26 protein-coding genes are annotated in these 21794 nt (G+C 40.6%); 22 read left to right on the top strand and 4 right to left on the bottom strand.

The window, feature by feature from the left end; all coding sequences use genetic code 11:
- The first annotated feature begins 15 nt into the window (after positions 1 to 15).
- From BrL25_RS06215 to BrL25_RS06195, 5 genes are all read left to right on the top strand, one after another.
- The gene (locus tag BrL25_RS06215) at positions 16 to 1257 is read left to right on the top strand and encodes an efflux RND transporter periplasmic adaptor subunit (RefSeq protein WP_018672697.1); all 1242 of its coding nucleotides are present in this window, start codon (positions 16 to 18) and stop codon (positions 1255 to 1257) included.
- 155 nt (positions 1258 to 1412) lie between these two features.
- Entirely contained in the window at positions 1413 to 2588 is a 1176-nt protein-coding gene (locus BrL25_RS06210) for a pyridoxal phosphate-dependent aminotransferase (RefSeq protein WP_018672698.1), read from the top strand.
- A gap of 190 nt (positions 2589 to 2778) precedes the next feature.
- Complete coding sequence (locus BrL25_RS06205) at positions 2779 to 3015, top strand: helix-turn-helix transcriptional regulator (RefSeq protein WP_018672699.1); 237 nt, start codon at positions 2779 to 2781, stop codon at positions 3013 to 3015.
- Positions 3009 to 3302: a hypothetical protein gene (locus BrL25_RS06200; RefSeq protein ID WP_018672700.1), complete on the top strand. Its 294-nt coding sequence runs from the start codon at positions 3009 to 3011 to the stop codon at positions 3300 to 3302. The genes BrL25_RS06205 and BrL25_RS06200 overlap by 7 nt, the downstream gene beginning before the upstream one ends.
- Positions 3303 to 3542: 240 nt before the next feature.
- Positions 3543 to 4016: a hypothetical protein gene (locus BrL25_RS06195; RefSeq protein WP_018672701.1), complete on the top strand. Its 474-nt coding sequence runs from the start codon at positions 3543 to 3545 to the stop codon at positions 4014 to 4016.
- 176 nt (positions 4017 to 4192) lie between these two features.
- On the opposite strand, the gene BrL25_RS06190 is transcribed toward BrL25_RS06195, so the two are convergent.
- Positions 4193 to 5035 (bottom strand): family 1 encapsulin nanocompartment shell protein, encoded by an 843-nt coding sequence (locus BrL25_RS06190; RefSeq protein ID WP_018672702.1) that lies wholly within the window; start codon positions 5033 to 5035, stop codon positions 4193 to 4195.
- Positions 5036 to 5061: 26 nt separating this feature from the next.
- Complete coding sequence (locus BrL25_RS06185; RefSeq protein WP_018672703.1) at positions 5062 to 5709, bottom strand: IMEF encapsulin system ferritin-like cargo protein; 648 nt, start codon at positions 5707 to 5709, stop codon at positions 5062 to 5064.
- A 288-nt stretch (positions 5710 to 5997) separates the two neighbouring features.
- Between BrL25_RS06185 and BrL25_RS06180 the strand changes: the two genes are divergently transcribed.
- From BrL25_RS06180 to BrL25_RS06135, 11 genes are all read left to right on the top strand, one after another.
- Positions 5998 to 6285: a DUF2325 domain-containing protein gene (locus BrL25_RS06180; RefSeq protein ID WP_003334818.1), complete on the top strand. Its 288-nt coding sequence runs from the start codon at positions 5998 to 6000 to the stop codon at positions 6283 to 6285.
- 112 nt (positions 6286 to 6397) lie between these two features.
- Positions 6398 to 6547: a hypothetical protein gene (locus BrL25_RS25130; RefSeq protein WP_018672704.1), complete on the top strand. Its 150-nt coding sequence runs from the start codon at positions 6398 to 6400 to the stop codon at positions 6545 to 6547.
- Positions 6548 to 6869: 322 nt separating this feature from the next.
- Complete coding sequence (locus BrL25_RS06175) at positions 6870 to 7358, top strand: Lrp/AsnC family transcriptional regulator (protein ID WP_018672705.1); 489 nt, start codon at positions 6870 to 6872, stop codon at positions 7356 to 7358.
- Positions 7359 to 7468: 110 nt separating this feature from the next.
- Complete coding sequence (locus tag BrL25_RS06170; RefSeq protein WP_018672706.1) at positions 7469 to 9016, top strand: ABC transporter substrate-binding protein; 1548 nt, start codon at positions 7469 to 7471, stop codon at positions 9014 to 9016.
- Positions 9017 to 9043: 27 nt separating this feature from the next.
- A complete protein-coding gene (locus BrL25_RS06165) occupies positions 9044 to 10000 on the top strand; it encodes an ABC transporter permease (RefSeq protein WP_018672707.1) in 957 nt (318 codons plus the stop codon).
- Positions 10000 to 10830: an ABC transporter permease gene (locus tag BrL25_RS06160; protein WP_018672708.1), complete on the top strand. Its 831-nt coding sequence runs from the start codon at positions 10000 to 10002 to the stop codon at positions 10828 to 10830. Before BrL25_RS06165 ends, BrL25_RS06160 begins: the two co-directional genes overlap by 1 nt.
- A gap of 13 nt (positions 10831 to 10843) precedes the next feature.
- The gene (locus BrL25_RS06155) at positions 10844 to 11812 is read left to right on the top strand and encodes an ABC transporter ATP-binding protein (protein ID WP_018672709.1); all 969 of its coding nucleotides are present in this window, start codon (positions 10844 to 10846) and stop codon (positions 11810 to 11812) included.
- The gene (locus tag BrL25_RS06150; protein ID WP_018672710.1) at positions 11809 to 12786 is read left to right on the top strand and encodes an ABC transporter ATP-binding protein; all 978 of its coding nucleotides are present in this window, start codon (positions 11809 to 11811) and stop codon (positions 12784 to 12786) included. The genes BrL25_RS06155 and BrL25_RS06150 overlap by 4 nt, the downstream gene beginning before the upstream one ends.
- A gap of 17 nt (positions 12787 to 12803) precedes the next feature.
- Entirely contained in the window at positions 12804 to 13382 is a 579-nt protein-coding gene (locus BrL25_RS06145) for a chromate transporter (RefSeq protein ID WP_018672711.1), read from the top strand.
- Positions 13383 to 13400: 18 nt separating this feature from the next.
- Complete coding sequence (locus BrL25_RS06140; RefSeq protein WP_018672712.1) at positions 13401 to 13931, top strand: chromate transporter; 531 nt, start codon at positions 13401 to 13403, stop codon at positions 13929 to 13931.
- Positions 13932 to 13979: 48 nt separating this feature from the next.
- On the top strand, positions 13980 to 15590 hold the full coding sequence (locus tag BrL25_RS06135) for a gamma-glutamyltransferase family protein (protein WP_018672713.1): 1611 nt from the start codon (positions 13980 to 13982) through the stop codon (positions 15588 to 15590).
- A gap of 131 nt (positions 15591 to 15721) precedes the next feature.
- Here the strand turns inward: BrL25_RS06135 and BrL25_RS06130 are convergent, their stop codons facing one another.
- Positions 15722 to 16435 carry a S1C family serine protease gene (locus tag BrL25_RS06130; RefSeq protein ID WP_018672714.1) on the bottom strand — a complete coding sequence of 238 codons (714 nt, stop codon included), beginning with the start codon at positions 16433 to 16435 and terminating at the stop codon, positions 15722 to 15724.
- Positions 16436 to 16825: 390 nt separating this feature from the next.
- Between BrL25_RS06130 and BrL25_RS06125 the strand changes: the two genes are divergently transcribed.
- Positions 16826 to 17365, top strand: a complete 540-nt coding sequence (locus BrL25_RS06125) for a PadR family transcriptional regulator (protein ID WP_018672715.1) — start codon at positions 16826 to 16828, stop codon at positions 17363 to 17365.
- 87 nt (positions 17366 to 17452) lie between these two features.
- Here the strand turns inward: BrL25_RS06125 and BrL25_RS06120 are convergent, their stop codons facing one another.
- Entirely contained in the window at positions 17453 to 18565 is a 1113-nt protein-coding gene (locus BrL25_RS06120; protein ID WP_018672716.1) for an aminopeptidase, read from the bottom strand.
- Between the two features lie 161 nt (positions 18566 to 18726).
- Here BrL25_RS06120 and BrL25_RS06115 point away from each other — a divergent pair, with 161 nt between their 5' ends.
- The 5 genes from BrL25_RS06115 to BrL25_RS06095 all read left to right on the top strand — a co-directional run bounded on the left by BrL25_RS06115 (position 18727) and on the right by BrL25_RS06095 (position 21717).
- Positions 18727 to 18966 (top strand): hypothetical protein, encoded by a 240-nt coding sequence (locus BrL25_RS06115; protein WP_236848096.1) that lies wholly within the window; start codon positions 18727 to 18729, stop codon positions 18964 to 18966.
- A 320-nt stretch (positions 18967 to 19286) separates the two neighbouring features.
- Positions 19287 to 19688, top strand: a complete 402-nt coding sequence (locus BrL25_RS06110; protein WP_018672718.1) for a hypothetical protein — start codon at positions 19287 to 19289, stop codon at positions 19686 to 19688.
- Positions 19689 to 19772: 84 nt separating this feature from the next.
- Positions 19773 to 20099, top strand: coding sequence for a bacillithiol system redox-active protein YtxJ (gene ytxJ / locus BrL25_RS06105; protein WP_018672719.1), 327 nt, complete (start codon positions 19773 to 19775; stop codon positions 20097 to 20099).
- A gap of 279 nt (positions 20100 to 20378) precedes the next feature.
- Positions 20379 to 20963, top strand: a complete 585-nt coding sequence (locus BrL25_RS06100; protein ID WP_018672720.1) for a sigma-70 family RNA polymerase sigma factor — start codon at positions 20379 to 20381, stop codon at positions 20961 to 20963.
- Positions 20953 to 21717 carry a hypothetical protein gene (locus tag BrL25_RS06095; protein WP_018672721.1) on the top strand — a complete coding sequence of 255 codons (765 nt, stop codon included), beginning with the start codon at positions 20953 to 20955 and terminating at the stop codon, positions 21715 to 21717. Before BrL25_RS06100 ends, BrL25_RS06095 begins: the two co-directional genes overlap by 11 nt.
- The last annotated feature ends 77 nt before the right edge of the window (positions 21718 to 21794 follow it).

The following is a 21794-nucleotide window of genomic DNA, read 5'->3' as shown; positions in this document are numbered from 1 at the left end:
AAAGGAGGATTAACAATGATAAAAAGTAAATGGGGCTTACCGCTGATACTCGTTGTTGCTTTGACAGCAACGGGGTGCACGGGCGAAGAACCCGCTGCAGCTCCACAAGTTGCTGAGGCGGAAGCGCCAACTCCGGTGCAAATAAGCCCAGCAATAGAAGATTCAATCGCTTCAGGAGCAGGTTATACTGGTAAACTGGCACCGAGCCAAGAAGTAAAACTTTCGCCAAAAGTTCCGGGTAAAATTCAAACCTTATCTGTTAAGCTAGGTCAATATGTACAAAAAGGATCTGTATTATTTACGCTAGATCAAGATGACCTCAGAAATGCGGTTCGTCAGGCGGAAGCCCAGTATCAGGTATCGGTAGCAGGCCTCAGCCAGAGTGGTACTAGCACCACTCAATCTGTTGAAACAGCAAAGAATGCAATGGCGCAGGCAGAGCGTGCTTATCAGGACGCTAAGCGTGAGGCCACTCGAAGCCAAGAGCTATTTAATCAAGGAGCTCTCTCCCAGCAGCAGAATGAACAAGCGCAAGCAGCATTGAAAAATGCGGAAACCGCTTTTAATAATGCAAAGGTGGATTATAATTCTGCTTCCAAAAAAACAGGAATCGTGGTTTCAGAAGCAAATGTTAACCAAGCGAGGGTTGCGCTTGCTAGCGCACGTGAACAGCTGAGCAATTCAACTGTAACAGCACCAATCTCTGGTTACGTATCTCAGATAGGCGGACATGTGGGAGAAATGGCTACAGGGCAAGCTCCAGTGGTTGTCCTGGTTAATACCAATCCACTCTTAGTAAAAGCAAACCTTTCAGAGGATGAAATTACTAAGATAAAAGTAGGGGATCGCACAACGGTTGAATTAACTGCCTTGAATAAAAAAATCGAGGCTACCATTACTGCTGTAAGTCCTACAATGGATCAACAATTAAAAGCATATCCAATTGAAATTACCGTGCCAAATCCTAAGAATGAATTAAAGGCAGATATGGTTGTAAATTTAAAAATCCAATCTGCTTCTAGTAAAGTTCAGAAGGCTGTTGCCATTCCACGCAAAGCTGTATTCGATGAAAATGGCAAAAAGTATATATATAAAGTGGAAGGCGATATAGCTAAGAAAGTAGCTGTAGAGACAGGCGAGGAATCAAGCGAACTGATTGAAATTAAAAAAGGTGTTTCTTTGGGAGAAAAAGTTGTAATCAGAGGTCAGTCCATGCTTAAAGATGGAGGAAAAGTTGAGATTCAAAAAATGGATTGACAGAATCAGCTACACTAACTAGTATAAAATCATTGTTACACAAACGACTCCTTTCTTTGCTTACAAAAGAAAGGGGTCTTTCTCTTACAAATCAAAAGGTTGTTTTTACCTACATAAATGTCTGTTTACTCTGAAAAAAGAAAGTAGGGAAAGCGATGCGTATCACGCCTGCTTCCATGATGGAACAGTTACCCACCCAATTTTTTTCAACATTGGTAGCAAAGGTTAACAAGGTGATTAGTGAGGGGCATGATGTTATTAACTTGGGACAAGGAAATCCTGATTTACCGACACCTTCACATATTGTAGAAGAACTAGCAAAACAGGCGAAAGACCCTTTGCATCATAAATATCCACCTTTTCAGGGACGGTTGGAATTAAAGCAAGCCGTAGCCCACTGGTATAAGCAGGAATTTGATGTAGACCTTGATCCAGAAGAGGAAGTAGCGATTTTATTTGGTAGTAAGACAGGACTAGTAGAGATTTGTCAGGTATTGATGAATCAAGGGGATGTCGCCTTGGTACCTGATCCTGGCTACCCGGATTATTGGTCAGGAGTAGCTGTGGTAGGCGGACGTATGGTGCCCATGCCCTTGAAAGCAGATAATCAGTTTTTACCTGACTACGGTCAATTAAATGCGGCTGATTTAGAAAAAGCAAAACTGATGTTTTTAAACTATCCGAACAATCCAACGGCAGTCACGGCACCTTACGAGTTTTATAAGGAAACCATCAAGTTTGCTCGAAAGCATGAAATTGTCGTTTGTTCTGATTTTGCTTATGGGGCCATTTCCTTTGATGGAAAGAAACCAGTAAGTTTCATGCAGGTTCCTGGTGCTAAAGAGGTAGGAGTTGAGTTTTATACCCTGTCCAAAACCTATAACATGGCGGGCTGGCGTGTAGGAGCAATGGTAGGAAATCGCGAGCTGGTGAAGCTAATCAACACTTTGCAAGATCATTACTTTGTAAGCTTATTCGGAGCTGTCCAAATGGCAGCAGCTAAAGCAATGACTGATTCTCAAGACTGTGTCCGCGAGTTGGTGGCTACCTATGAAAGTCGACGAAACGCTTTGTATACAGCGTTGCATGAAATCGGCTGGAAGGCGAAACCATCACAGGGATCGTTCTTTGCTTGGCTTCCGATTCCGGCGGGCTATACATCTGCTGAATTGGCGGATGAGCTCTTATTTAAAGCACATGTAATGGTTGCCCCTGGGATAGGCTTTGGAACACATGGTGAGGGATACGTACGTTTAGGACTGTTGAACACGGAGGAGCGCTTGCGTGAGGCTGTGAAACGTATTGAGAAGCTACAATTGTTTACGAAATAGGCTTCAAAGCAAAAGACAGAAAAAATAATAGAGGATCATATACCAAAGCTCACATGGCGATAAAAATATCGCTAGTGAGCTTTTTGTTTAGGTTGATTTATTCAGATATACATATATTTTTTACTTTTAGATAAACATTGTTTACATTATGTCAAAAATATATTACATTTAAACAAAAGGATGTGGTTTCTTGGAAAAGGAAGGAAGAATTCGAAATGAATTACTTGTGCTACGTGCAAAGAAACGATGGTCGCAAAAAGAGGTAGCAGACAAATTAGGAGTTAGTAGACAAACGATTGTTTCATTAGAAGCAAACCGCTATAATCCTTCTCTTATGCTAGCCTTTAAAATTGCTCAATTATTTGAGGTTGATATAAATGAAGTTTTTCAATATGAAGTAGATAAGGGAGATGTGCCAGAATGTTAGAAGTTATATTTGTTTTACTTGTAATTACCTATGTAATTTCGGTTTCATACACCGTTGCTTTTACGAGATCAGAAGGAAAAGATGAACGTGGTAAACAAATTCTGACCAATGGATATACATTAGGGTATTCCATTGCAGTGATCGGAATCCTTCTTTCCTTTTTGACAGCAAAGCTATCATTTATTTCCGTTGGATACAAAGTTGCTTTAGATTTTGCTTTAATGTCTATTTGGGTCTCTGGCATTTTTATTGCTGTTTATATTTTCTATAAAAATAAAACTGCCTAACAATAAGACCCTGTGGATGGTTTTATTTGTATTAGGGTACAAAGATGTTTCACTGTTGATAGATATTGGAGTATTTTTACAGATTAAACCTGATGTATTGGGGAGAAACTGCATTGTAAGTAGATAAAAACGTTAATTACAATCTCAATATTGACTAATAATGATTTTCATTATACGATACAAATAAAGTTGATAATGAGTCTCATTAGCAGATAAGATAAGAATAGGAGTGAATTTTCGATGACGAGATACCAGATTAACGGTTATACCGATATGTATACGGTTGTATCCAACGAGCGTAAAATAGGTGGCGCAGTAGAAGCTGATACCATCAAGCTTCGCTCTGGAGAAGAGTATAAAAATGCGGTGATTACTCGTCTAGAAATGTCTGACTCTCAGTTCTGTTCGTTGGGATTTGTTACAGAAGAGGGAAAACGTCTAATCGTTCATATTCAGGATATCAGCATGGTGATAGATGCCCGTCATGTCAATGTTTGTGAGTTAGTAAATCAACATATGCGCGAACAAAAAGTGGGCGAACGACTTAAACATTTAAAACGTCTGTGTGAATTAAACGAAGGAAGCTGTACCTTGCCTTTCTGTGAAGAGGTAGATGTCTTAGTCTGTGATATTGGTTATGAAACAGCGACTAGCCACGTAGACATCCCGTTCTTACATACAACTGATCTTCAAAAAATCGTTCGGATTGCGTAATCAGTTCCAAATATAAGAATTTCTACCTTAGGGTCGTACCTAAGGTTTTTTCATCCTTATCAAAAACTGAAAATTCAAACTAAAAAAACATATTGTTGATGAAGAAATAAAAAGAGAGATAGCCCCGACTACAACCAAACGGCTATCTCTCTTTCTTGTATACATCGTATATCTATTTATTCTTCTGTCGTTTCTAATGTGCAAATTGCACTTGGACGCTTAATACGGAGGACAGCACACTCATAAACGCGCATTAGGCTGTTCATTTGTTCGTCTCCTAAGAAAGCTGAATCAAAATCCTCAGCAATTGCAAGGTCTAGGTTATGTCTTCCTGTTGCTACTAGAGCACCACCTTTGATTACCGGAGATTGGAAAACACCATCTGTAACTAGGTTGCGAATGTGGTCTATTTCAAGGACATTAGTACCTTTGTGTACACGATGGAGCAACGAATACAGCTCTGGAGATACAACAAGGGCATATGGACCGCTGTGCCCCATTTTTAATAGCTTGTTACGAGCTTCTACGATATCAGCAAAAGCATTTCCTGATTCCATCCAGTCGCTCTTAATATGCGTAAGACGCCCTTTTACATTCATGATACCTGGGAGGTCAAACTCAGGGTTACCATTAAAGATCAGATCATCTTCCATAAGAGCGCAGCTGCTGGCAGCATTAGCAGCAGGGCTAAGATCAATTGGCATACCCAATGTGCGCGCTTGTGCCATATCACGCCAGTATAGCATGAAATCTTTGTATACGATCGGAATCGTTAAGCTAACTCTTTTACTTGGTTGCGTTAATTCTAGTGATTCGCCACGCAAACTCATATTTCCAAAACGAGATTCATCATAAATATCGTTAGTAATGGTTTGAATACCTTCTCCTAGTGGACCATAAATGTCAATGAATCGACGGCCTACCAGTTGACGACGAGACATTTCAACAATAGTTTCATCTAATTGACGCCATTCTTCCTTAGACAATGGGGAGTCTGGGAATTTCTGTGATTTATCCATAAAATCCTCCGATCTTAACTTTTCTCTTATACATGACGATTGAGATGACGCAGACTTCCAACTGTAAGTCCTTTTTTCACAACAGCGCTATCTGCTGAGTGGCCGTGAGTGTCGGCATGTACAGCTGCTGACTGCTTAGCGCTGCCAGAATCTTGCAATGCAGACGAAGCCTCAAAGTGATTAACCTGGTGGATATCATGGCCATGGTCATGATCATGTGTGTCCACTTTTGCAGGAACGACATCGGAAAATTTTTCACTCAACTTCACCATGATTTCTTTGGTTGCTAAATAATCTTGATGTGTGTTTTCACGCATGTTATCTAGCTTTAAACGACTAGGCTCGTCTGTAAATTCATACAGGGCTAATTCCAAATGCTCACGGAAATTGTGTAGACCAAATCGTTCTAAATTTAGGTCAGAGAGCAAATGAGACAGTTCGCGATCACTCAGTTGGTCTAGATTTTTCTCCTGAATAAGTAAAGACAAACGCGGGACGAGATCATGCAAGCGTTCTTCCCGTTGTTCTTCTTCTTCGGAAATGTGATGATAGTAAAGCTTCATATGTTCATCCCTAGCATGATCGATTAAAGGCTGAACCATGGTGCGAAAAACATTGATGCCTTCTAATGTGCGGGTAAAGATGGTGTGGAGCTGCTTGATTTCTTGCAACATTAACTCCCACCTCCTTTTTTAAGAATTAGTGATAGCCTGATTATAACCGTGGGAAAACCATCCAATCAAGGACGGAGCTGTAGCTTGTAAAAATAGTGTGAACAAACGAGAAAAAAATAGTACAGAGTATTGTCAAACTTAATTGGGAATGATAATATTTATCAATAAGAATGATATTTATTCTCAATTAACTTTTTGCTTCAGAGACATATAACGAATAAACAGTGAGCGAACTGTTTTTGACCATCAGAGTCATATGAACATATTATCTAAAGGAGGATTTTTATTATGTCTATATTAATTATCGGTGGGGATAGGTTAGGTAACATATTACAAATACTTGAAGAGGTTGGGTATAAAAAGATCCACCATATTACAGGTAGAAAAAGCTCAGAGACCAGTTTAAAAATCCCATCTGATGTGAAAATGATTTTAGTCTTAACCGATTTTGTTAATCATAACTTAGCGAAAAAAATCAAATCCAAAGCCAAAGATAAGCAAGTACCTATTTGTTTTTGTAAACGTTCTTGCTCGGCTGTATCTCAAGTGCTTCAAATGCAAACCGTTAGTGCTTAATTGATCAAAATAACCACCCAATCTTTAGAAATTACATACGCGCATATTTTCCTCCCTATCAGGACATAATAAAAAAGAACGAACTTGATAATTGTGGGAGGTGGGTGAGAAGATGGAACAGGATAAATATCTTAGTGAGATGCCATTTGCAGAGTTAGACTCTGCTCAGTTACAACAATTAAAACAAATCGAACAAGAAATAAACACTGAAAGCGATCAGGAAGTCTATCTGATTGCGTTTTCTAAAAACCAGGAAGTGTAATCAGTAGCTTCTCGTACTATGATAATGGATATTAAAATGAGAAACTCATTTTTTATAGAGAATAAAAAGCAAAATGGATCGCAAATGGTTCCATTTTGCTTTTTTTTGTGAAAACGCTTTTTCATAGTAATACTGTGCTACGTTTCAACTGTAGTATGATTGATTTTATGATTTTTTGTTCAGAAATGAAAAGAAATTCAAAAAAATTAATTGATTATAAAGAGAAGATGGATTATTATAATAAAAAATTAAATTCGTCTCAAAAATCTAAAAAAGGTATGAATTAAGGAGAAAAAAGGCAACACTTAGACGAAATTAGGTGATGAACAAGGTGGAAGAGGTAAAAGCACAGCGATCTTTATACTCCGATTTAGACGACCTAGACTATCAGATTGTAACCCAGCTACAGGATAATGCTCGACTTCCTTTTACACAGATTGCAAAAGAGCTAGGCGTAGCTGAAAAGACAGTGCGTATCCGTGTCCAGCAAATGCAGGAAGAAGGTATTTTGAGCTTGGTAGGAGTAGTTAATCCGATTAAGGCTGGCATCCTTGTACAGACGATGATTCAAGTGGCTGTTGAGAATAACATGCTCGAGCATGTCATTGATGTCATGGAGCATACGCATGAAATCCGGCTTTTAATTTTAACATCTGGTGACTATCAACTGCTGCTTCAAGTATTTACAAGAGATCATAATGAATTGTCTGATTTTTTAGTACAAAAGCTAAACAAGATCAAAGGGATTACAAAAACGAATGTAATTGTGGAGCTTAAAGTGCTGAAGTCTAAATTGAAATTTATTCGGTAGGAGTAGAAGCAATACAGCAATTTTCTCAGCTTTATGAAAGAGAGTTGCTGTTATCTTAAAAAGACAAAATATTTCGTTAAACTGAAATATCTAGAAAAGGAGAGAATATCATGGGTTCAAGAAAACTTTTTCAAAGTGCAGCTCTTGTTCTGTTAGGGAGTACCCTGTTGCTCACTGGCTGTGGAGGGGCTGGCGATTCAGCTACGAAAGAAAGTGTTCAAGCTAACAAGACGGCTTTGAAAACACTGACAATCGGTTTAAAGGCAGACCCGCCTAGTCTTGATCCGATGGGTTCAACCTCGCTGTATGATCGTTATGTTCAGAATAGTGTGTATGATAAGCTGTTTGACCTTGATGAGAACGGAAAGATTATTCCGATGCTGGCTACCTCTTATGAAGTTTCGCCAGATGGGCGTATGTACACATTAAAAATAAAAGAAGGGGTAACGTTTCAGGACGGAACCAAATTTGACGCTGAAGCAGTGAAATTTAACCTAGATCGGTATAGAGAAGAAGGATCGAAACGGAAAGGTGAGTTGAAATTTGTTACAGATGTAAAAGTAGTAAATCCAACGACCGTACAAATCATGTTACAGAAGCCGTTCTCACCGCTGATCTCTATTTTTACAGATCGCTCTGGAATGATGGTGTCACCGGAAGCTGTAAAAAAATCGGGAAAGGACTTTCTGAATAATCCGGTAGGCTCTGGTCCCTACAAGTTTGTGGAACATGTAAAAGGAGATCATGTAACGCTCAAAAAGAACGAGAAATATTGGAACGGAGAAGTAAAGCTTGACACAATTAACTATAAGGTATTTACCAACCAGACGGCTGCCGTTCAAAATCTTCGTTCTGGTATGTTAGACATCGTGGATGAGCTTCCGGTAAAAGAGATTCCGGGATTAGAAAAGGATGAAAAATTTGCGGTAGTGGCAAAAGCAAATATGGGCTATCAAGGACTTCATCTGAATGTAACAAAGGAACCCTTCACAAACAAATATCTTCGTCAAGCTGTTGACCGTGCGATTGATCGTGAAGCAGTGGTGAAGGTTTTGTTTGATGGGTATGGGTTGCCAGCGCGTACTCCATTCTCCCCGGGTAGTTTAGCCCATGGGGAATCTGATACCGTAAAAAAACCAGATGATAGAGAGATTAAAGCGTTGCTAGAACAAGGTGGGAAGCCTGAGGGGTTCTCCTTTACGTTACAAATCGCAACCTCACCTGCCAATGAACAATTCGGTGCAGTTCTGCAAAACATGTTGAAAAAATACAATATCGACATGAAGCTGGAAAAGGTCGAGTATGGGACAATGCTGGAAAACGGTGATAATGGAAACTTTCAAGCTCTGCAGCTAGGTTGGTCAGGACGTCTTGATCCAGATCAGAATATTTACGATTTCCATGTAACAGAAGCCCCTAATAACAAAAGTCGCTTATCTAATCCAGAGGTGGATCAATTGTTAAGTGATGCTCGCAGTGAATTAGATGAGCAAAAACGTAAGGCCCTATACGATAAAGCAATGGCGATTTTGCAAGACGAAGCACCATACATCTACATCTATCACAACTATGATAAATTTGGATTGTCCAAAAAAGTAAAAGGCTTTACCTATGTACCAGATGGGATTATTCGTACTGCCAAATTAGATAAAGAGTAACTTTTTTGACAGGAGAGGTGATTTAACATGATGTTTGTAATAAAGCGTCTGTTGCTTACAATTCCCATTCTGCTCCTGGTTTCTATCATGACCTTTTCATTGATTCATATGATCCCGGGTGATCCCGCTCGGGTGATTTTGGGTCAAGAGGCAACACCAGAAGCATACGAGGCTTTGAGGACTGAGCTAGGCTTAGATAAGCCAATCGTTGTGCAATATGTGAGTTGGCTAGGTCATGTAGTGACTGGGGATTTGGGGATTTCGATTACCGATAGAGTTCCAGTGAGTGAATTGATTGCCCAACGATTGCCGGCCACTATTGAGCTTACAATTGGCACGTTTTTATTTGCTTTAGTCATTGCTGTGCCAACCGGGATTTTAGCGGCTGTTCGTCGCAATACGTGGATAGATTATGCATCTTCCTTTACCGCATTGGGTGGCATGAGTATACCTAGCTTTTGGCTAGCGATGATGGCTATCATCTATTTTTCCGTAGAGAATCAATGGCTTCCTTCCTCCGGTTATGTACCTTTTTCTGAAGATCCCAAAGCGAATGTAATGGCTATGATTCTTCCCTGTATGGTGACAGGGCTTCGTGAATCAGCAATGCTCATGCGAATGCTACGCTCGTCATTGGTAGAAGTGGTACATATGGATTTTGTCCGAACCGCGAAAGCCAAAGGATTGAATGAGATAAGAATGATTTTAGGACATGCACTACGTAACGCATTAATCCCTGTTGTTACTACTTCAGGATTGATGATTGCCGGGCTTTTAGGTGGGCTTGTTATTACGGAATCCATTTTCTCGATTCCCGGATTTGGGAGGCTGATTGTGGAGTCTGTTTTCAAACGGGATTACGTAACTGTACAAGGTGCGATACTGGTATCTGCTGTATTGGTTGTGGCGGTCAACTTATTGGTTGATTTACTGTATGCAGTCATTGACCCTCGTATTAAGGCGGGCAAGGGGGTAGAAGGATAATGAAAAAAGTGAAGCTGTTCATGCGTTCGGGTCTTGGTGTAATGGGAGCTATGATCATTTTAGCGTTGATGATCTGTGCCGTTTTTTCAGGAGTTATTGCTCCATTTGATCCTAACGCACAGGATTATGAACAAATTCTCGTACAACCAAATGCCCAGCATTGGTTTGGAACAGATGATCTTGGTCGTGATATATTCTCCCGTATTATCTATGGGGCACAAATTTCAATAAAAGCAGCGATTGTCTCAGTAGGAATCGCCATGCTAATAGGGGTGCCTATTGGATTATTTACAGGCTATTATCGTGGCTTTTGGGACGAATGGATTGTAATGCGTGTGGTAGATGCTATGCAAGCTTTCCCATTTTTGATTTTAGCTCTAGCGATTTCTGCTGTGCTTGGAGCAGGTTTTGGAAATGCGATGCTAGCCATTGGAATTGGATTTGCACCAGCTTTTATTCGTATTACACGAGGGCAGGTTCTCTCTCTGCGAAATATGGAGTATGTACATGCAGCTAAATCCGTTGGCGTAAAAGATAGTCGAATTATTTTTGCACATATTTTACCTAATGCATTAAGCCCCATTATTATTCAGGCTACGCTCGCTATGGCATCGGGCATTCTGGCGGAAGCGTCTCTTTCTTATCTAGGTTTAGGTGTTCAGCCACCGACGCCATCTTGGGGTAGTATGTTAAATCAAGCACAATCGTTGTTAAGTGTGGCACCATACGCCACATATTATCCGGGTTTGGCTATCTTCGTGGTTGTACTAGGCTTTAACCTTCTAGGGGATGGCCTACAGCTATATCTAAACCCGAGAACGCGCAAATAAGGAGGGAAGCGTGATGTCGGTTATTTTAGATGTACAAAACCTTGTAACAACCTTTCAAACCGACAATGGCAAGGTAGCTGTTGTGGATGGTATCGACTTTCAGATTAAGCAAGGCGAAACTCTTGGAGTAGTAGGAGAATCAGGATGTGGAAAGAGTGTAACCAGTCTTTCAATTATGGGTCTTTTAGCACGAAATGGTAAATCGGAAGGTCACATTATATTCAATGGTGAAAACTTATTACAACTATCGGAAAGAAATATGCAAAAGGTCCGCGGTAATGATATTGCAATGATTTTTCAGGAGCCAATGACCTCTTTAAATCCATTGCATACGGTAGGAAAACAAATTGAGGAAGCTGTTATCCTTCATGTAAAAATAGGCAAGACAGATGCGAGGGCACGAGCGATTCAGATGCTAAAAGCTGTAGGAATGCCGCGTGCGAATGAAATTTATGATGAGTACCCCCATCAATTATCAGGGGGAATGAGGCAGCGTGTGATGATCGCTATGGCGATGGCCTGTGATCCCAAATTGATTATTGCCGACGAGCCAACAACGGCTTTAGATGTAACCATTCAGGCACAAATACTAAATTTAATGCAGGATGTAAAAGAAAAAACAGGCACATCTATCATGTTAATTACCCATGATCTTGGAGTTGTAGCTGAGATGTGCGATCGAGTTATTGTGATGTACGCGGGGCAAGTAGTGGAAGAGACCGATGTCGAGACCTTGTTTGATGAACCGCTTCATCCATACACAGTTGGCTTGATGCAATCCATACCCGACTTAGATAAAGAGAAGGAATATTTAGACACAATACCAGGCGCTGTCCCTCTTGCCCATCAAATGCCAAAAGGTTGTCGCTTTTCGCCACGTTGTTCTAAAGTGATGGCTATCTGTCGACAAGAGCAACCTCCGTTACTCGAATTACCTAAACATAAATGCCGCTGTTGGCTGTACCAGGAGGTGTCAAGATGACACAACCATTATTAGAAGTAAAAAATTTGAAAAAATACTTTCCAATCCAAGCAGGATTTTTAAACAAAACAGTAGGGCATATAAAAGCCGTTGATGGCATTGATTTAACAGTCTATTCTGGGGAAACGCTGGGCATCGTAGGGGAATCAGGCTGTGGGAAATCCACCACAGGTCGAACTATTTTACGTTTATTAGAGCCTACTGACGGAGAAGTTTGGTTTGATAACAAAGATTTAGCGAAGCTCTCGAAAAAAGAAATGCGCCGGATGCGTAAAGATATCCAAATGATTTTTCAAGATCCTTTTGCATCGCTAAATCCACGTAAAACGATTAAGCAGACGTTGATGGAATCACTTAATGTCCATGGAATCGGTACGAAGGAAGAACGATTAAAACGTTTAGAAGATATGATACAGGTGGTAGGACTACGTCCAGAGCATTTGGCCCGCCATCCCCATGATTTTTCAGGGGGGCAACGTCAAAGGATTAGCATTGCTCGGGCGCTGGTGGTGAATCCTAAGCTAATTATAGCCGATGAGCCGGTGTCTGCTTTGGACGTATCTATTCAGTCACAGGTTTTAAATCTACTGAAAGATTTGAAAAAAGACTTTCAGTTAACCATGCTATTTATTTCCCATGACTTATCAGTGGTCAAACACCTGTGTGATCGGGTAGCAGTTATGTATTTAGGACGAGTGGTAGAAATTGCTGACAAGAACTCTTTGTTCACAAATCCTCGTCATCCGTACACAAAGGCTCTGTTATCCGCTATTCCTAAAGCAAATCCGAAGGTGAAGCGTGAACGCATCTTGTTACAGGGGGACCTGCCAAGCCCAGCAAATCCACCAAGTGGCTGCACCTTTCATCCAAGATGTCACTATGCAACAGACTTATGTAAAACAACACCCCCCACCTTAAAAGAAGGAATTCAAGGGCATATGGTTTCGTGTCATTTCGTTGAAGAAATCTTATAGAGATAGGAGGAGAGAAAATGGTTTATTGGCAATTATTTTTAGCGTTCTTCCGAATTGGCATTTTTGGATACGGTGGTGGCCCAACCATGATTCCGTTAGTGCATGCGGAGTGCGTAAAGAAATACAAATGGGTTAGCGAAGAGGAGTTTGCCGATAACTATGCACTTGGCAATACCTTACCGGGACCGATTGCCACCAAAATGGCTGCATATGTCGGGTACAAAGTAAAAGGGTGGCTTGGTGCCACCATCGCTATCTCAGCCATGGTCTTTCCTGTCCTCTTACTGATGGTTATCCTTATGCAGTTCGTAAATGTGCTGAAAACCTCTGAGACAGTACGGGGTATGATCGAAGCCATCCAGCCAGTCATCGCGGTCATGATGGTGGTAATGACCTATGACTTTTTTAAAAAGGGCTGGAATGATAGTAAAAAAAGGAAAGAAAAGCAAGGCTTTCTGGCGATGTTGTTCATTTCAGTGATTGCGTTAGTTCCTTTTCAAATTCACCCGGGTTTGTTTGTTGCCATTACCTTAGTGATCGCTTTTGCGTATTCCACCTGGCATACCAAACGACAAAAGAACCAGCAACAAATTTAAACAAAGGAGTCTAACGATATGATTTATGTACAGATTTTTTGGGCATTTTTTATTACTAATATTCTGGGCTATGGGGGAGGGCCTCCGAGCATCCCTCTCATTCAAAATGAAGTCGTTTCTCATTATAAGTGGATGACAGTTGAGGAGTTCGGGGAAACGTTAGCATTAGGGAATGCCCTACCTAGCCCAATTTCCACCAAGCTAGGTGGTTATATTGGTTATCAAGTGGCAGGTATTCCCGGAGCTCTGGTAGGTTTGTTTGCTACGATTGCCCCGACTGCTATTGCTATGATTGCTTTATTAGGCGTATTTCATTTATTCCGCCAAGCACCACAAATCAAAGCTATGACACACTCTATTCGTCCAATCGTTACCGTTTTGCTTGGTACGTTGGCTGTTCAATTTCTTCTTGGTTCCTATGAACAAATTGGCTTATGGCACACGCTAATACTAGGTGGTGCATCTTATTTTTTGATGGAAAAACGTAAGATCCATCCGGCCTTCGTTATTTTACTGGCGATGGGGTACGGAGGATTTTTTATTAAATAGTAGAGGCAAAACACAGAATTGATGACTGAACATACCGGAGGCACATTTATGCACAAATTCGATTCACTATCCTATCCATATGCTTCAAAACGAATGGCGACCTATGGGAGAAAAGGAATGGTTGCAACCTCACAGCCACTTGCTGCACAGGCAGGGTTAGATATTTTAAAAAAGGGTGGTAATGCGATCGATGCAGCCATTGCTACAGCTGCTTGTTTGACAGTGGTAGAACCTACCTCGAACGGGATTGGGGGAGACGCCTTTGCACTCGTTTGGGTAAAGGATAAATTACATGGTCTAAATGCTAGTGGCTGCACACCGGCATTGATTTCAAGAGAGGCAGTAAAGGCAGCAGGACACGAGAGTATGCCGACATATGGATGGACACCGGTGACTATCCCGGGAGTTCCAGCAGCTTGGGCTGAACTTTCAGAACGTTTCGGTAAATTATCCTTAGTTGAGGTATTGCAACCCGCTATCGATTATGCTGAAAATGGATACCCTCTTTCGCCTACACTAGCTAAATATTGGAAGATAGCCTACGATAAATTTAAACAAAATGGCCAGGGAGAAGAATTTCAAGCTTGGTTTGAGACGTTTGCACCTGAAGGGCGCCCACCCCAAGTCGGAGAAATTTGGAAATCAGTGGCACATGCACAAACATTACGTGAGATTGCAGAAACGAAAGCAGAATCGTTTTATCGAGGCGAGCTTGCTGAGAAGATGGATGCTCACTCGCGGAAATATCAAGGCTACTTACGTAAAGAGGATTTATTTCGCTTTAAAGCAAAGTGGGTAGATCCGATTAAGGTTAATTATCGAGGATATGATATCTGGGAAATCCCCCCAAATGGTCAAGGACTTGTGGCGTTAGTAGCGCTAAATATTTTAAAAGGTTATACGTTTGCGGAAAGAGACACCACTGACAGCTATCATAAGTCATGGGAAGCAATGAAGCTGGCCTTTGCCGATGGGCTACGCTATATTACCCAGCATGACAAAATGAAAGTAAGCATTGATGAATTACTGTCAGATGAATATGCGGCAAAACGTCGAGAGCTTATCACAGATAAGGCACAGCTACCTGAGGCTGGAGAACCGGCGAGTAGTGGTACGGTCTATCTAGCAACAGCTGATGAGGAAGGGAATATGGTCTCTTTTATTCAGAGTAACTACATGGGTTTCGGTTCAGGAATCGTCATTCCAAATACGGGGATTGCCATGCAAAATCGTGCTCATACCTTCTCGCTTGACCCTCAGCATGATAATTGCTTAGAGCCTAGTAAACAAACCTACCATACCATTATTCCAGGTTTTATTACAAAAGGAGAACGTGCAGTAGGTCCCTTTGGTGTCATGGGTGGATTTATGCAGCCTCAAGGTCATGTGCAGGTAGTTATGAATATGATCGACTTTCAGTTAAATCCACAAGCGGCGTTGGATGCCCCTAGATGGCAATGGACTGAGGGCAAAACAATTGAATTGGAGAGTTCCTTTCCCGAACACTTAGCGCTTACACTAGAGGCTATGGGACATGTAGTCAAATATATAGTGGGTTCAGGAGGATTTGGGCGTGGTCAGATTATTATTCGTGACGAGAAGGGTGTATTAATAGGAGGTACAGATCCACGAACCGATGGAGCTGTGGCTGTCTGGTAAACAACAAAGAGGAGTGAACCTCATAGATAATTTTAGATACAGCAAAAAAGGGGTTGCCAACTCTCTGGGGTGAGATGGCAACTCTTTTTTGATGACACGTTTATTGTTGCGTGTGGTAGGAAAAAATAAAGTTATAAAAGTTGCTGAATTTTTTTCTTAATACTATCAATCCCAATGGCAAAACCAAGACATTGACTAGACTGGATGATAAATGCGTTTAGACCTATTACTTCCCCGTGTAAATTAATTAAAGGACCTCCGCTATTACCTGGGTTAATAGCAGCATCTGTTTGGAAGATTTCATCGTACAATCGTTTAGATACCTGAATACGCCTATTTTTAGCACTGATAATTCCCGCGGTAACGGAATTCTCTAGGCCAAGGGGACTCCCGACACTAATCACCCATTCACCTACGCGTGCCTCACCTGAATTACCTAGAGAGAGTGGGCTAAGACGTACGTCGGATTCAATTTTTACGATAGCATAATCCCGCTGAGGGTCACTAAAAATGAGTTTCGCTTCAAATACCTTTCCATTCCACATTTTTACATAAATTGATTTAGCTTTGCCTATAACATGCTCGCTGGTGAGAATATAGCCTCTGGGATGGAAAATGAAACCGGAACCAAAGCTCTTTTCTGTCTGGCCTGCTTCGAGTGGTTCCATATCCAAAAAGCTTTGCAAAATTTGATCGATGTCGGGAGGGGAGGTGTTGTCTTCGCAGATAAGGGAAACTACGCCATGCTTTACCTGTTCCACTAACGGAACAAAGAAGTTGAATGGATGTAGATTACTCATCTGCTGATATTTTGTATTCGTATAGGACCAGCCTCTAGGTTTCACAACTTCATCTCCTTACTTCCCTGCAGATAGGTATACATCATCTTATGGAGGAGAGGATAAAGGTGGAACGCCCAATTATCGGGAGAAACCGGTACTATAGTCTCACAATCAAGCAGAAGTAATCAGATATCACAGAAAATTCCTGAAAATAGAGACAAAAACTAGGAATATAGGATGCTTTTACTATATGAAAGAGAGGGAAATAAGCCTAAAGAAACTTGTGCTATAACGATTTAAAGCGTTACTCTCGTAGGAAGGGGGAGAAGGATTCATTTCTTGCTATAATGTTGCTAATATGAAGTTAAACATTTTATAATATTGAAATAAAGAAGGAATAATGTAAGTAAATCAGTGAAATTTTGTACCAAGCCTACATCCGGAGGAAATGTTATGGACGTCAAATCAATTATTTTAGGCTTATTACATTATCGTGAAATGAGCGGCTACGATATAAAGCAGTTCTTTACGAGTAGCATCGGTTTCTTTTACGATGCGAGTTATGGCGCGATTTATCCAGCTCTTAAAAAGTTGGAACAAGAAGGGTATGTTACAAAAGAAGAAGTTCTACAGTCAGGAAAGCCAAACAAGATCATGTATCGTCTGACGCAACAAGGACGCGATCAATTTCATCAGGAATTAAAGATGGAAATTGAAGGACCAATTGTTCGCTCTGATATGTTAACGCGTTTATTCTTTTGTGATTTGCATTCAGCAGAAGATCAAAAGCACTTTTTTGACGATTTGATAGCGTATCAGGAAAAGCGACAAGAAATTATTCGAAACAGTTATCAGAAAAGCATGCAGGAATTAAATGAGTATCAGAAGATGTGCTGGGAGTATACCCTCCATCAACTAGAAGGGGCTATTCAATTTCTCAAGAATAAAAAACAGATGATGGACAATGGGCAAAATGTTGCTCATATATCCTGAACTGATTACGCCTCCTGCTCAAATTGAAAACGGTCACAACAATAAAACCTCGGGGATTCTAGTCCTCGAGGTTTTATTTGTTTTCTGCTATTTGAGATTTTCAGGGTTAAGACACTCAAGCTCTGGTAGAACAAAACGACCATCTTTACGGATTAAAACATCGTCGAAGTAGATCTCTCCGCCACCCCATTCAGGACGTTGAATTAATACCATATCCCAGTGAATGGAGGATTTATTTCCGTTGAACGCTTCATCGTATGCTTGTCCTGGCGTAAAGTGGATGCTTCCGTCAATTTTTTCATCGAACAGGATGTCTTTCATTGGATTTTGAATATAAGGATTCACGCCAATAGCAAATTCCCCAATGTAACGTGCGCCTTCATCCTCATCGAAGATTTTATTAATACGCTCTGTATCGTTAGCCGTAGCCTCCACGATTTTTCCATCTTTGAACGTCAGCTTTACATTTTCAAAGGTAAAGCCTTGATATGGAGATGGCGTGTTATAGGAAAGGGTACCATTAACAGAGTCTCTCACAGGAGCAGTGAAAATTTCACCATCTGGAATGTTACACTCACCTGCGCATTTGATTGCTGGGATGTCTTTAATTGAGAAGGTTAAATCTGTTCCTGGGGCTGTTAAGCGAACCTTATCCGTTCTGTTCATAAGCTCTACCAGGCTATCCATTGCTTTGGACATTTTACTGTAATCTAAATTGCAAACATCAAAGTAAAAGTTTTCAAACGCTTCTGTACTCATACTAGCCAATTGAGCCATGGATTCGTTCGGATAACGCATAACTACCCATTTCGTTTCAGGTACACGGATGTCTGTAACAGGTCTTTGTAATTGACGAGAATACATACTCATCTTGTCGCTTGGAACATCAGAGAGCTCCGTGATGTTATTGCTTCCACGAATTCCAATGTAACAGTCCATTTTTTTCATAAAGGCAACTTCAGCTTCTCGCATGACAGCTAGATGTTCTTCGTTTGTGTTCAGTAATAATTCTCGCTGAATAGCAGGATCTTGAAGTTGAACATATGGGTGAGCTCCAGCTTCATATACTTTGCGAATAAGGGCTTTTACTAACTCAGGTTGATGCCCTGTAGAATGAATGAGAACGTGCTCGCCCTTTTGAGCACGAATGGAATAATTGACCAAATTATGTGCCAATTTCTCTAAACGTGGATCTTTCATATATGTATCTCCTCACTTTCATGATCTTGCTCATATTGTACACAAAAAAATTTGGAAAGCGAAGTATCTCGGTAAAAATATTTTTACTGATGTTTATTATTCTGAAAATGTGGAAAAGCTGAATGATAATAAAGACATTCACAAAAAGGCAGGGGATGGATATGATGAATCGAGATATCAATGCGTTACAACCGAACGAACACTTGTATATGACTATTTGTGTGGGAGAGAATTTTAAATCGATAGCTTGGAAAGCTCAATACGATATGGAATTTAACTCGGAGTGCCTGTTTTGTTTCTCAGAAAAAATTACCGGTTATCGAGTAGAGGATGAAATTGGGCGTTCGGGTAAAATTGCTATTTGTCCTACATGCGAGAAAGTAAATGCTATTTATCACTAATTGTTGATGCAAGAATACTGGTATCTTTGGCATTTATCTACCAAAAACAGTGGATGGATGCCAAAGTTTTCATCTAGTTACAGAAAGTATGACATGTAAAAGTGAAAGGAAACCCCTACAATGTGTAGAGGATACGCTTTTACATATGGGGAAAGCGTTTGGGCGTTTAGAGTTAAACAATGACTGCCATCATGTACCAATAGATCTTCAGCAGGATTATGATATCCTTCACTCGAAATGGGTGACACAGATAAAAGACAAATAAACAGACATAAAAAAGCTGAAGGGAAGGCAGTTTTGAGAGAGGAGAAGAAGTACAAATGAAATATTGCAGCAAATGTGGCAAAGAAATGGACATCGCGCTGCGCAGTGTAATCTATCGCAGTCGGGTGAAAATTTGTAATGTGCCTATTCATGTCTGCAAAGATGAAGCATGTGCTTGTACATCGGTTGTTGATCTCGTCAAGGATGATCTTAAACAACTGATGAATAACCTAGGGGACCAACCGGAAGATCAAGAGGTTGCTTTTGAAGCAATCAGTGAATTTGCCAATTTACTCGTCCTCATCGCTGAACAGAGTGAAGATGAGGAATTAAAAGATAAGATTGATGAAAGAGTAAATGAACTACTTGATTTATACTTATTGGCTAAGTCACTTAATGATCAGCAATGGATAAATGAAATCCAAAGAAAGCTGACTCAAATTAAGATAGAAGTGTAATGTAAATAGGAAAAAATTTGCCTTTCGCTCTCTTTCTCTTTATTATAATGATCATCTAAGGTATTGAGAAAGGAGTGGGCTTATTTGGCATTTCAACAGTTGCAATCCCAAGAAGACCTGCAAGCATTCTTAAAGAAAACAGGCAAACTATTGCTGTTTAAACATAGTACGGTTTGTCCAATCAGTACGTCTGCTCATGAGCAATTCCATGCGTATTTGCAAGCAAACAGCGATGTAGAGGCAGCTGAAGTCCTCGTTCGTGAAGCTCGCCCTGTTTCAAATGAAATTGCCGAGCATCTTCAGATTAAACATGAATCACCTCAAATTTTCCTTATTGAGGACGGTGCAGTATCATGGCATACTTCTCATTGGAAGATTACGAAGGATGCTATTGAGCAAGCTATGAAATAAGCAGACATGAGAAGACCCCATATTAGCTATGGGGTCTCAGATTGAAGAGAAACCCCACATTTGTTGGGGTTTTTCTTAGTAATAAAGAGAGTAAATAAATCGATGAATATAACATAATGAGACCGTGTAGTCTTTTACGCTTAATAAGTTTGAAAATTCCGACAATAAAAAGTTCGTGTTAATACAATCTTCCTTTTACCGTATTAACAATCGTAAGACTCATCAAAACAAATTGCGCAATTTGTTAGGTAGTCATCAAGTGAAGGGAGGTGAAGTAGATTGGAGATTGCTCGAGTGAACACAGGAATCAGTCAGAACCCAACTAGCAAACCCAAGTATGAAATCCTGTCGACTGAGAGATTTGCGGAACTATACGATGCGTACTATATGCGTGTCTATCACTATATTTGCTATCGGGTCAACAACCACTATACGGCTGAAGAAATATGCAGCCACGTATTTGAGATGGTAATTTCCAAATATAGTAGCTTCAATCCGGATAAATCCAACTTTGAGGTATGGTTGTTTGCCATCGCCAGAAATGCCGTGACGGATTACTTCCGCTCGCAGAAGAAAAAAATGAGCTTTTCACTTGAATCTATCTTGGATATGGTCCTGCCCAAATCATCTCCCGAAGAAATTGTGATCCGAGGCGACAATAACCAAGCCTTATTCAAGGCGCTTGCTAAGCTGAGTGACAAGGAACGTAACATCATCGCAATGAAATACGGAGCTGGCTTGAAAAATACGGAAATCGCAGTCTTGCTTGGTGTCAGTGGTTCAAATATAGGCGTCGTTCTCTACCGATGTTTAAAGAAATTACAGACTGAATTAGAAAGAGGGGGCTTTCAGTATGAGGAGTAAGCACAATTTGGAAGAATTTCGAAACCTAACAAACATACTGACAAATTTAGAGCTAGATGACTCCGCCTCGAAAGAGAGGATTTATAACCGCTTAGTCTTCAAAATGAAAACCGGAACGATCCAACCAAACCATACGAAAAAGGGAGAAATCCATATGAAAAATACTAAATGGAAGTCTATTGCGGTAAGTGCCATTGCCATAGTTTGTCTATGCGGTGCTTTCTCAACTACATCGTTTGCGCAAGGGATGATCCAATCGATATTGGCACGTTTCCAAGTTGGAAATATGGAGATTACTCAATTTGACCGAGAGCTGCCTACGAAAGTAACCCCAGCGGAAGTGAAGAAACCAGGCAGTGAAGCAAGAGAAATTCAGAGGGAAACTCCTCCACAAATAACAGTGGAAAAGGCACGTGCCGCTACGGGAATTGACTTTCCGACACCCCAATGGCTGTCTGATCATTATCAGTTCGTAAACTGCGTGGTCCAAGACAAACAAATGATTGAGGTGCAGTATAAAAAGGAGGGAGACTTCATTTCCTTGTTAATTTCTCGTGGTGGAAAAAACGCAATCGGCACTACAGATGAGGTCAAAACAGAAACCATCGATGGTACAAAAGTCTATTTTGCAAATGGAATCGTCCTTTGGGAGCACCAAGGCTTTACTTATGAATTGTACCAAATGACAGAGAAGGATTTTGATACAAAGACGCTTGGCCAAATCATCAAATCATTGTCTTCGGAAAGTAAATAAGCGTTGAATCGATGACAATCACCCACCGGTAATGTAAATGAAAGAATATTATAGCACATTAACGCTGTGTTGTCTTA

It is taken from the genome of Brevibacillus laterosporus DSM 25 (assembly GCF_002706795.1).
Classification (GTDB): domain Bacteria; phylum Bacillota; class Bacilli; order Brevibacillales; family Brevibacillaceae; genus Brevibacillus_B; species Brevibacillus_B laterosporus.
The sequence above is the reverse complement of the archived record's forward strand: the minus strand, read 5'-3'. Positions and strand labels throughout refer to the sequence as shown.

Bases quoted from the DNA above. Each gene is read 5' to 3' on its own strand.
- BrL25_RS06165 (WP_018672707.1), top strand. From the start codon at position 9,044: ATGATGTTTGTAATAAAGCGTCTGTTGCTTACAATTCCCATTCTGCTC.
- BrL25_RS06110 (WP_018672718.1), top strand. From the start codon at position 19,287: ATGAAATATTGCAGCAAATGTGGCAAAGAAATGGACATCGCGCTGCGC.
- BrL25_RS06190 (WP_018672702.1), bottom strand. From the start codon at position 5,035: ATGGATAAATCACAGAAATTCCCAGACTCCCCATTGTCTAAGGAAGAA.
- BrL25_RS06215 (WP_018672697.1), top strand. From the start codon at position 16: ATGATAAAAAGTAAATGGGGCTTACCGCTGATACTCGTTGTTGCTTTG.
- BrL25_RS25130 (WP_018672704.1), top strand. From the start codon at position 6,398: ATGGAACAGGATAAATATCTTAGTGAGATGCCATTTGCAGAGTTAGAC.
- BrL25_RS06095 (WP_018672721.1), top strand. From the start codon at position 20,953: ATGAGGAGTAAGCACAATTTGGAAGAATTTCGAAACCTAACAAACATA.
- BrL25_RS06195 (WP_018672701.1), top strand. From the start codon at position 3,543: ATGACGAGATACCAGATTAACGGTTATACCGATATGTATACGGTTGTA.
- BrL25_RS06120 (WP_018672716.1), bottom strand. From the start codon at position 18,565: ATGAAAGATCCACGTTTAGAGAAATTGGCACATAATTTGGTCAATTAT.
- BrL25_RS06210 (WP_018672698.1), top strand. From the start codon at position 1,413: ATGCGTATCACGCCTGCTTCCATGATGGAACAGTTACCCACCCAATTT.
- BrL25_RS06140 (WP_018672712.1), top strand. From the start codon at position 13,401: ATGATTTATGTACAGATTTTTTGGGCATTTTTTATTACTAATATTCTG.
- BrL25_RS06145 (WP_018672711.1), top strand. From the start codon at position 12,804: ATGGTTTATTGGCAATTATTTTTAGCGTTCTTCCGAATTGGCATTTTT.
- BrL25_RS06125 (WP_018672715.1), top strand. From the start codon at position 16,826: ATGGACGTCAAATCAATTATTTTAGGCTTATTACATTATCGTGAAATG.
- BrL25_RS06175 (WP_018672705.1), top strand. From the start codon at position 6,870: ATGAACAAGGTGGAAGAGGTAAAAGCACAGCGATCTTTATACTCCGAT.
- BrL25_RS06170 (WP_018672706.1), top strand. From the start codon at position 7,469: ATGGGTTCAAGAAAACTTTTTCAAAGTGCAGCTCTTGTTCTGTTAGGG.
- BrL25_RS06135 (WP_018672713.1), top strand. From the start codon at position 13,980: ATGCACAAATTCGATTCACTATCCTATCCATATGCTTCAAAACGAATG.
- BrL25_RS06160 (WP_018672708.1), top strand. From the start codon at position 10,000: ATGAAAAAAGTGAAGCTGTTCATGCGTTCGGGTCTTGGTGTAATGGGA.
- BrL25_RS06200 (WP_018672700.1), top strand. From the start codon at position 3,009: ATGTTAGAAGTTATATTTGTTTTACTTGTAATTACCTATGTAATTTCG.
- BrL25_RS06115 (WP_236848096.1), top strand. From the start codon at position 18,727: ATGATGAATCGAGATATCAATGCGTTACAACCGAACGAACACTTGTAT.
- BrL25_RS06150 (WP_018672710.1), top strand. From the start codon at position 11,809: ATGACACAACCATTATTAGAAGTAAAAAATTTGAAAAAATACTTTCCA.
- BrL25_RS06185 (WP_018672703.1), bottom strand. From the start codon at position 5,709: ATGTTGCAAGAAATCAAGCAGCTCCACACCATCTTTACCCGCACATTA.
- BrL25_RS06180 (WP_003334818.1), top strand. From the start codon at position 5,998: ATGTCTATATTAATTATCGGTGGGGATAGGTTAGGTAACATATTACAA.
- BrL25_RS06155 (WP_018672709.1), top strand. From the start codon at position 10,844: ATGTCGGTTATTTTAGATGTACAAAACCTTGTAACAACCTTTCAAACC.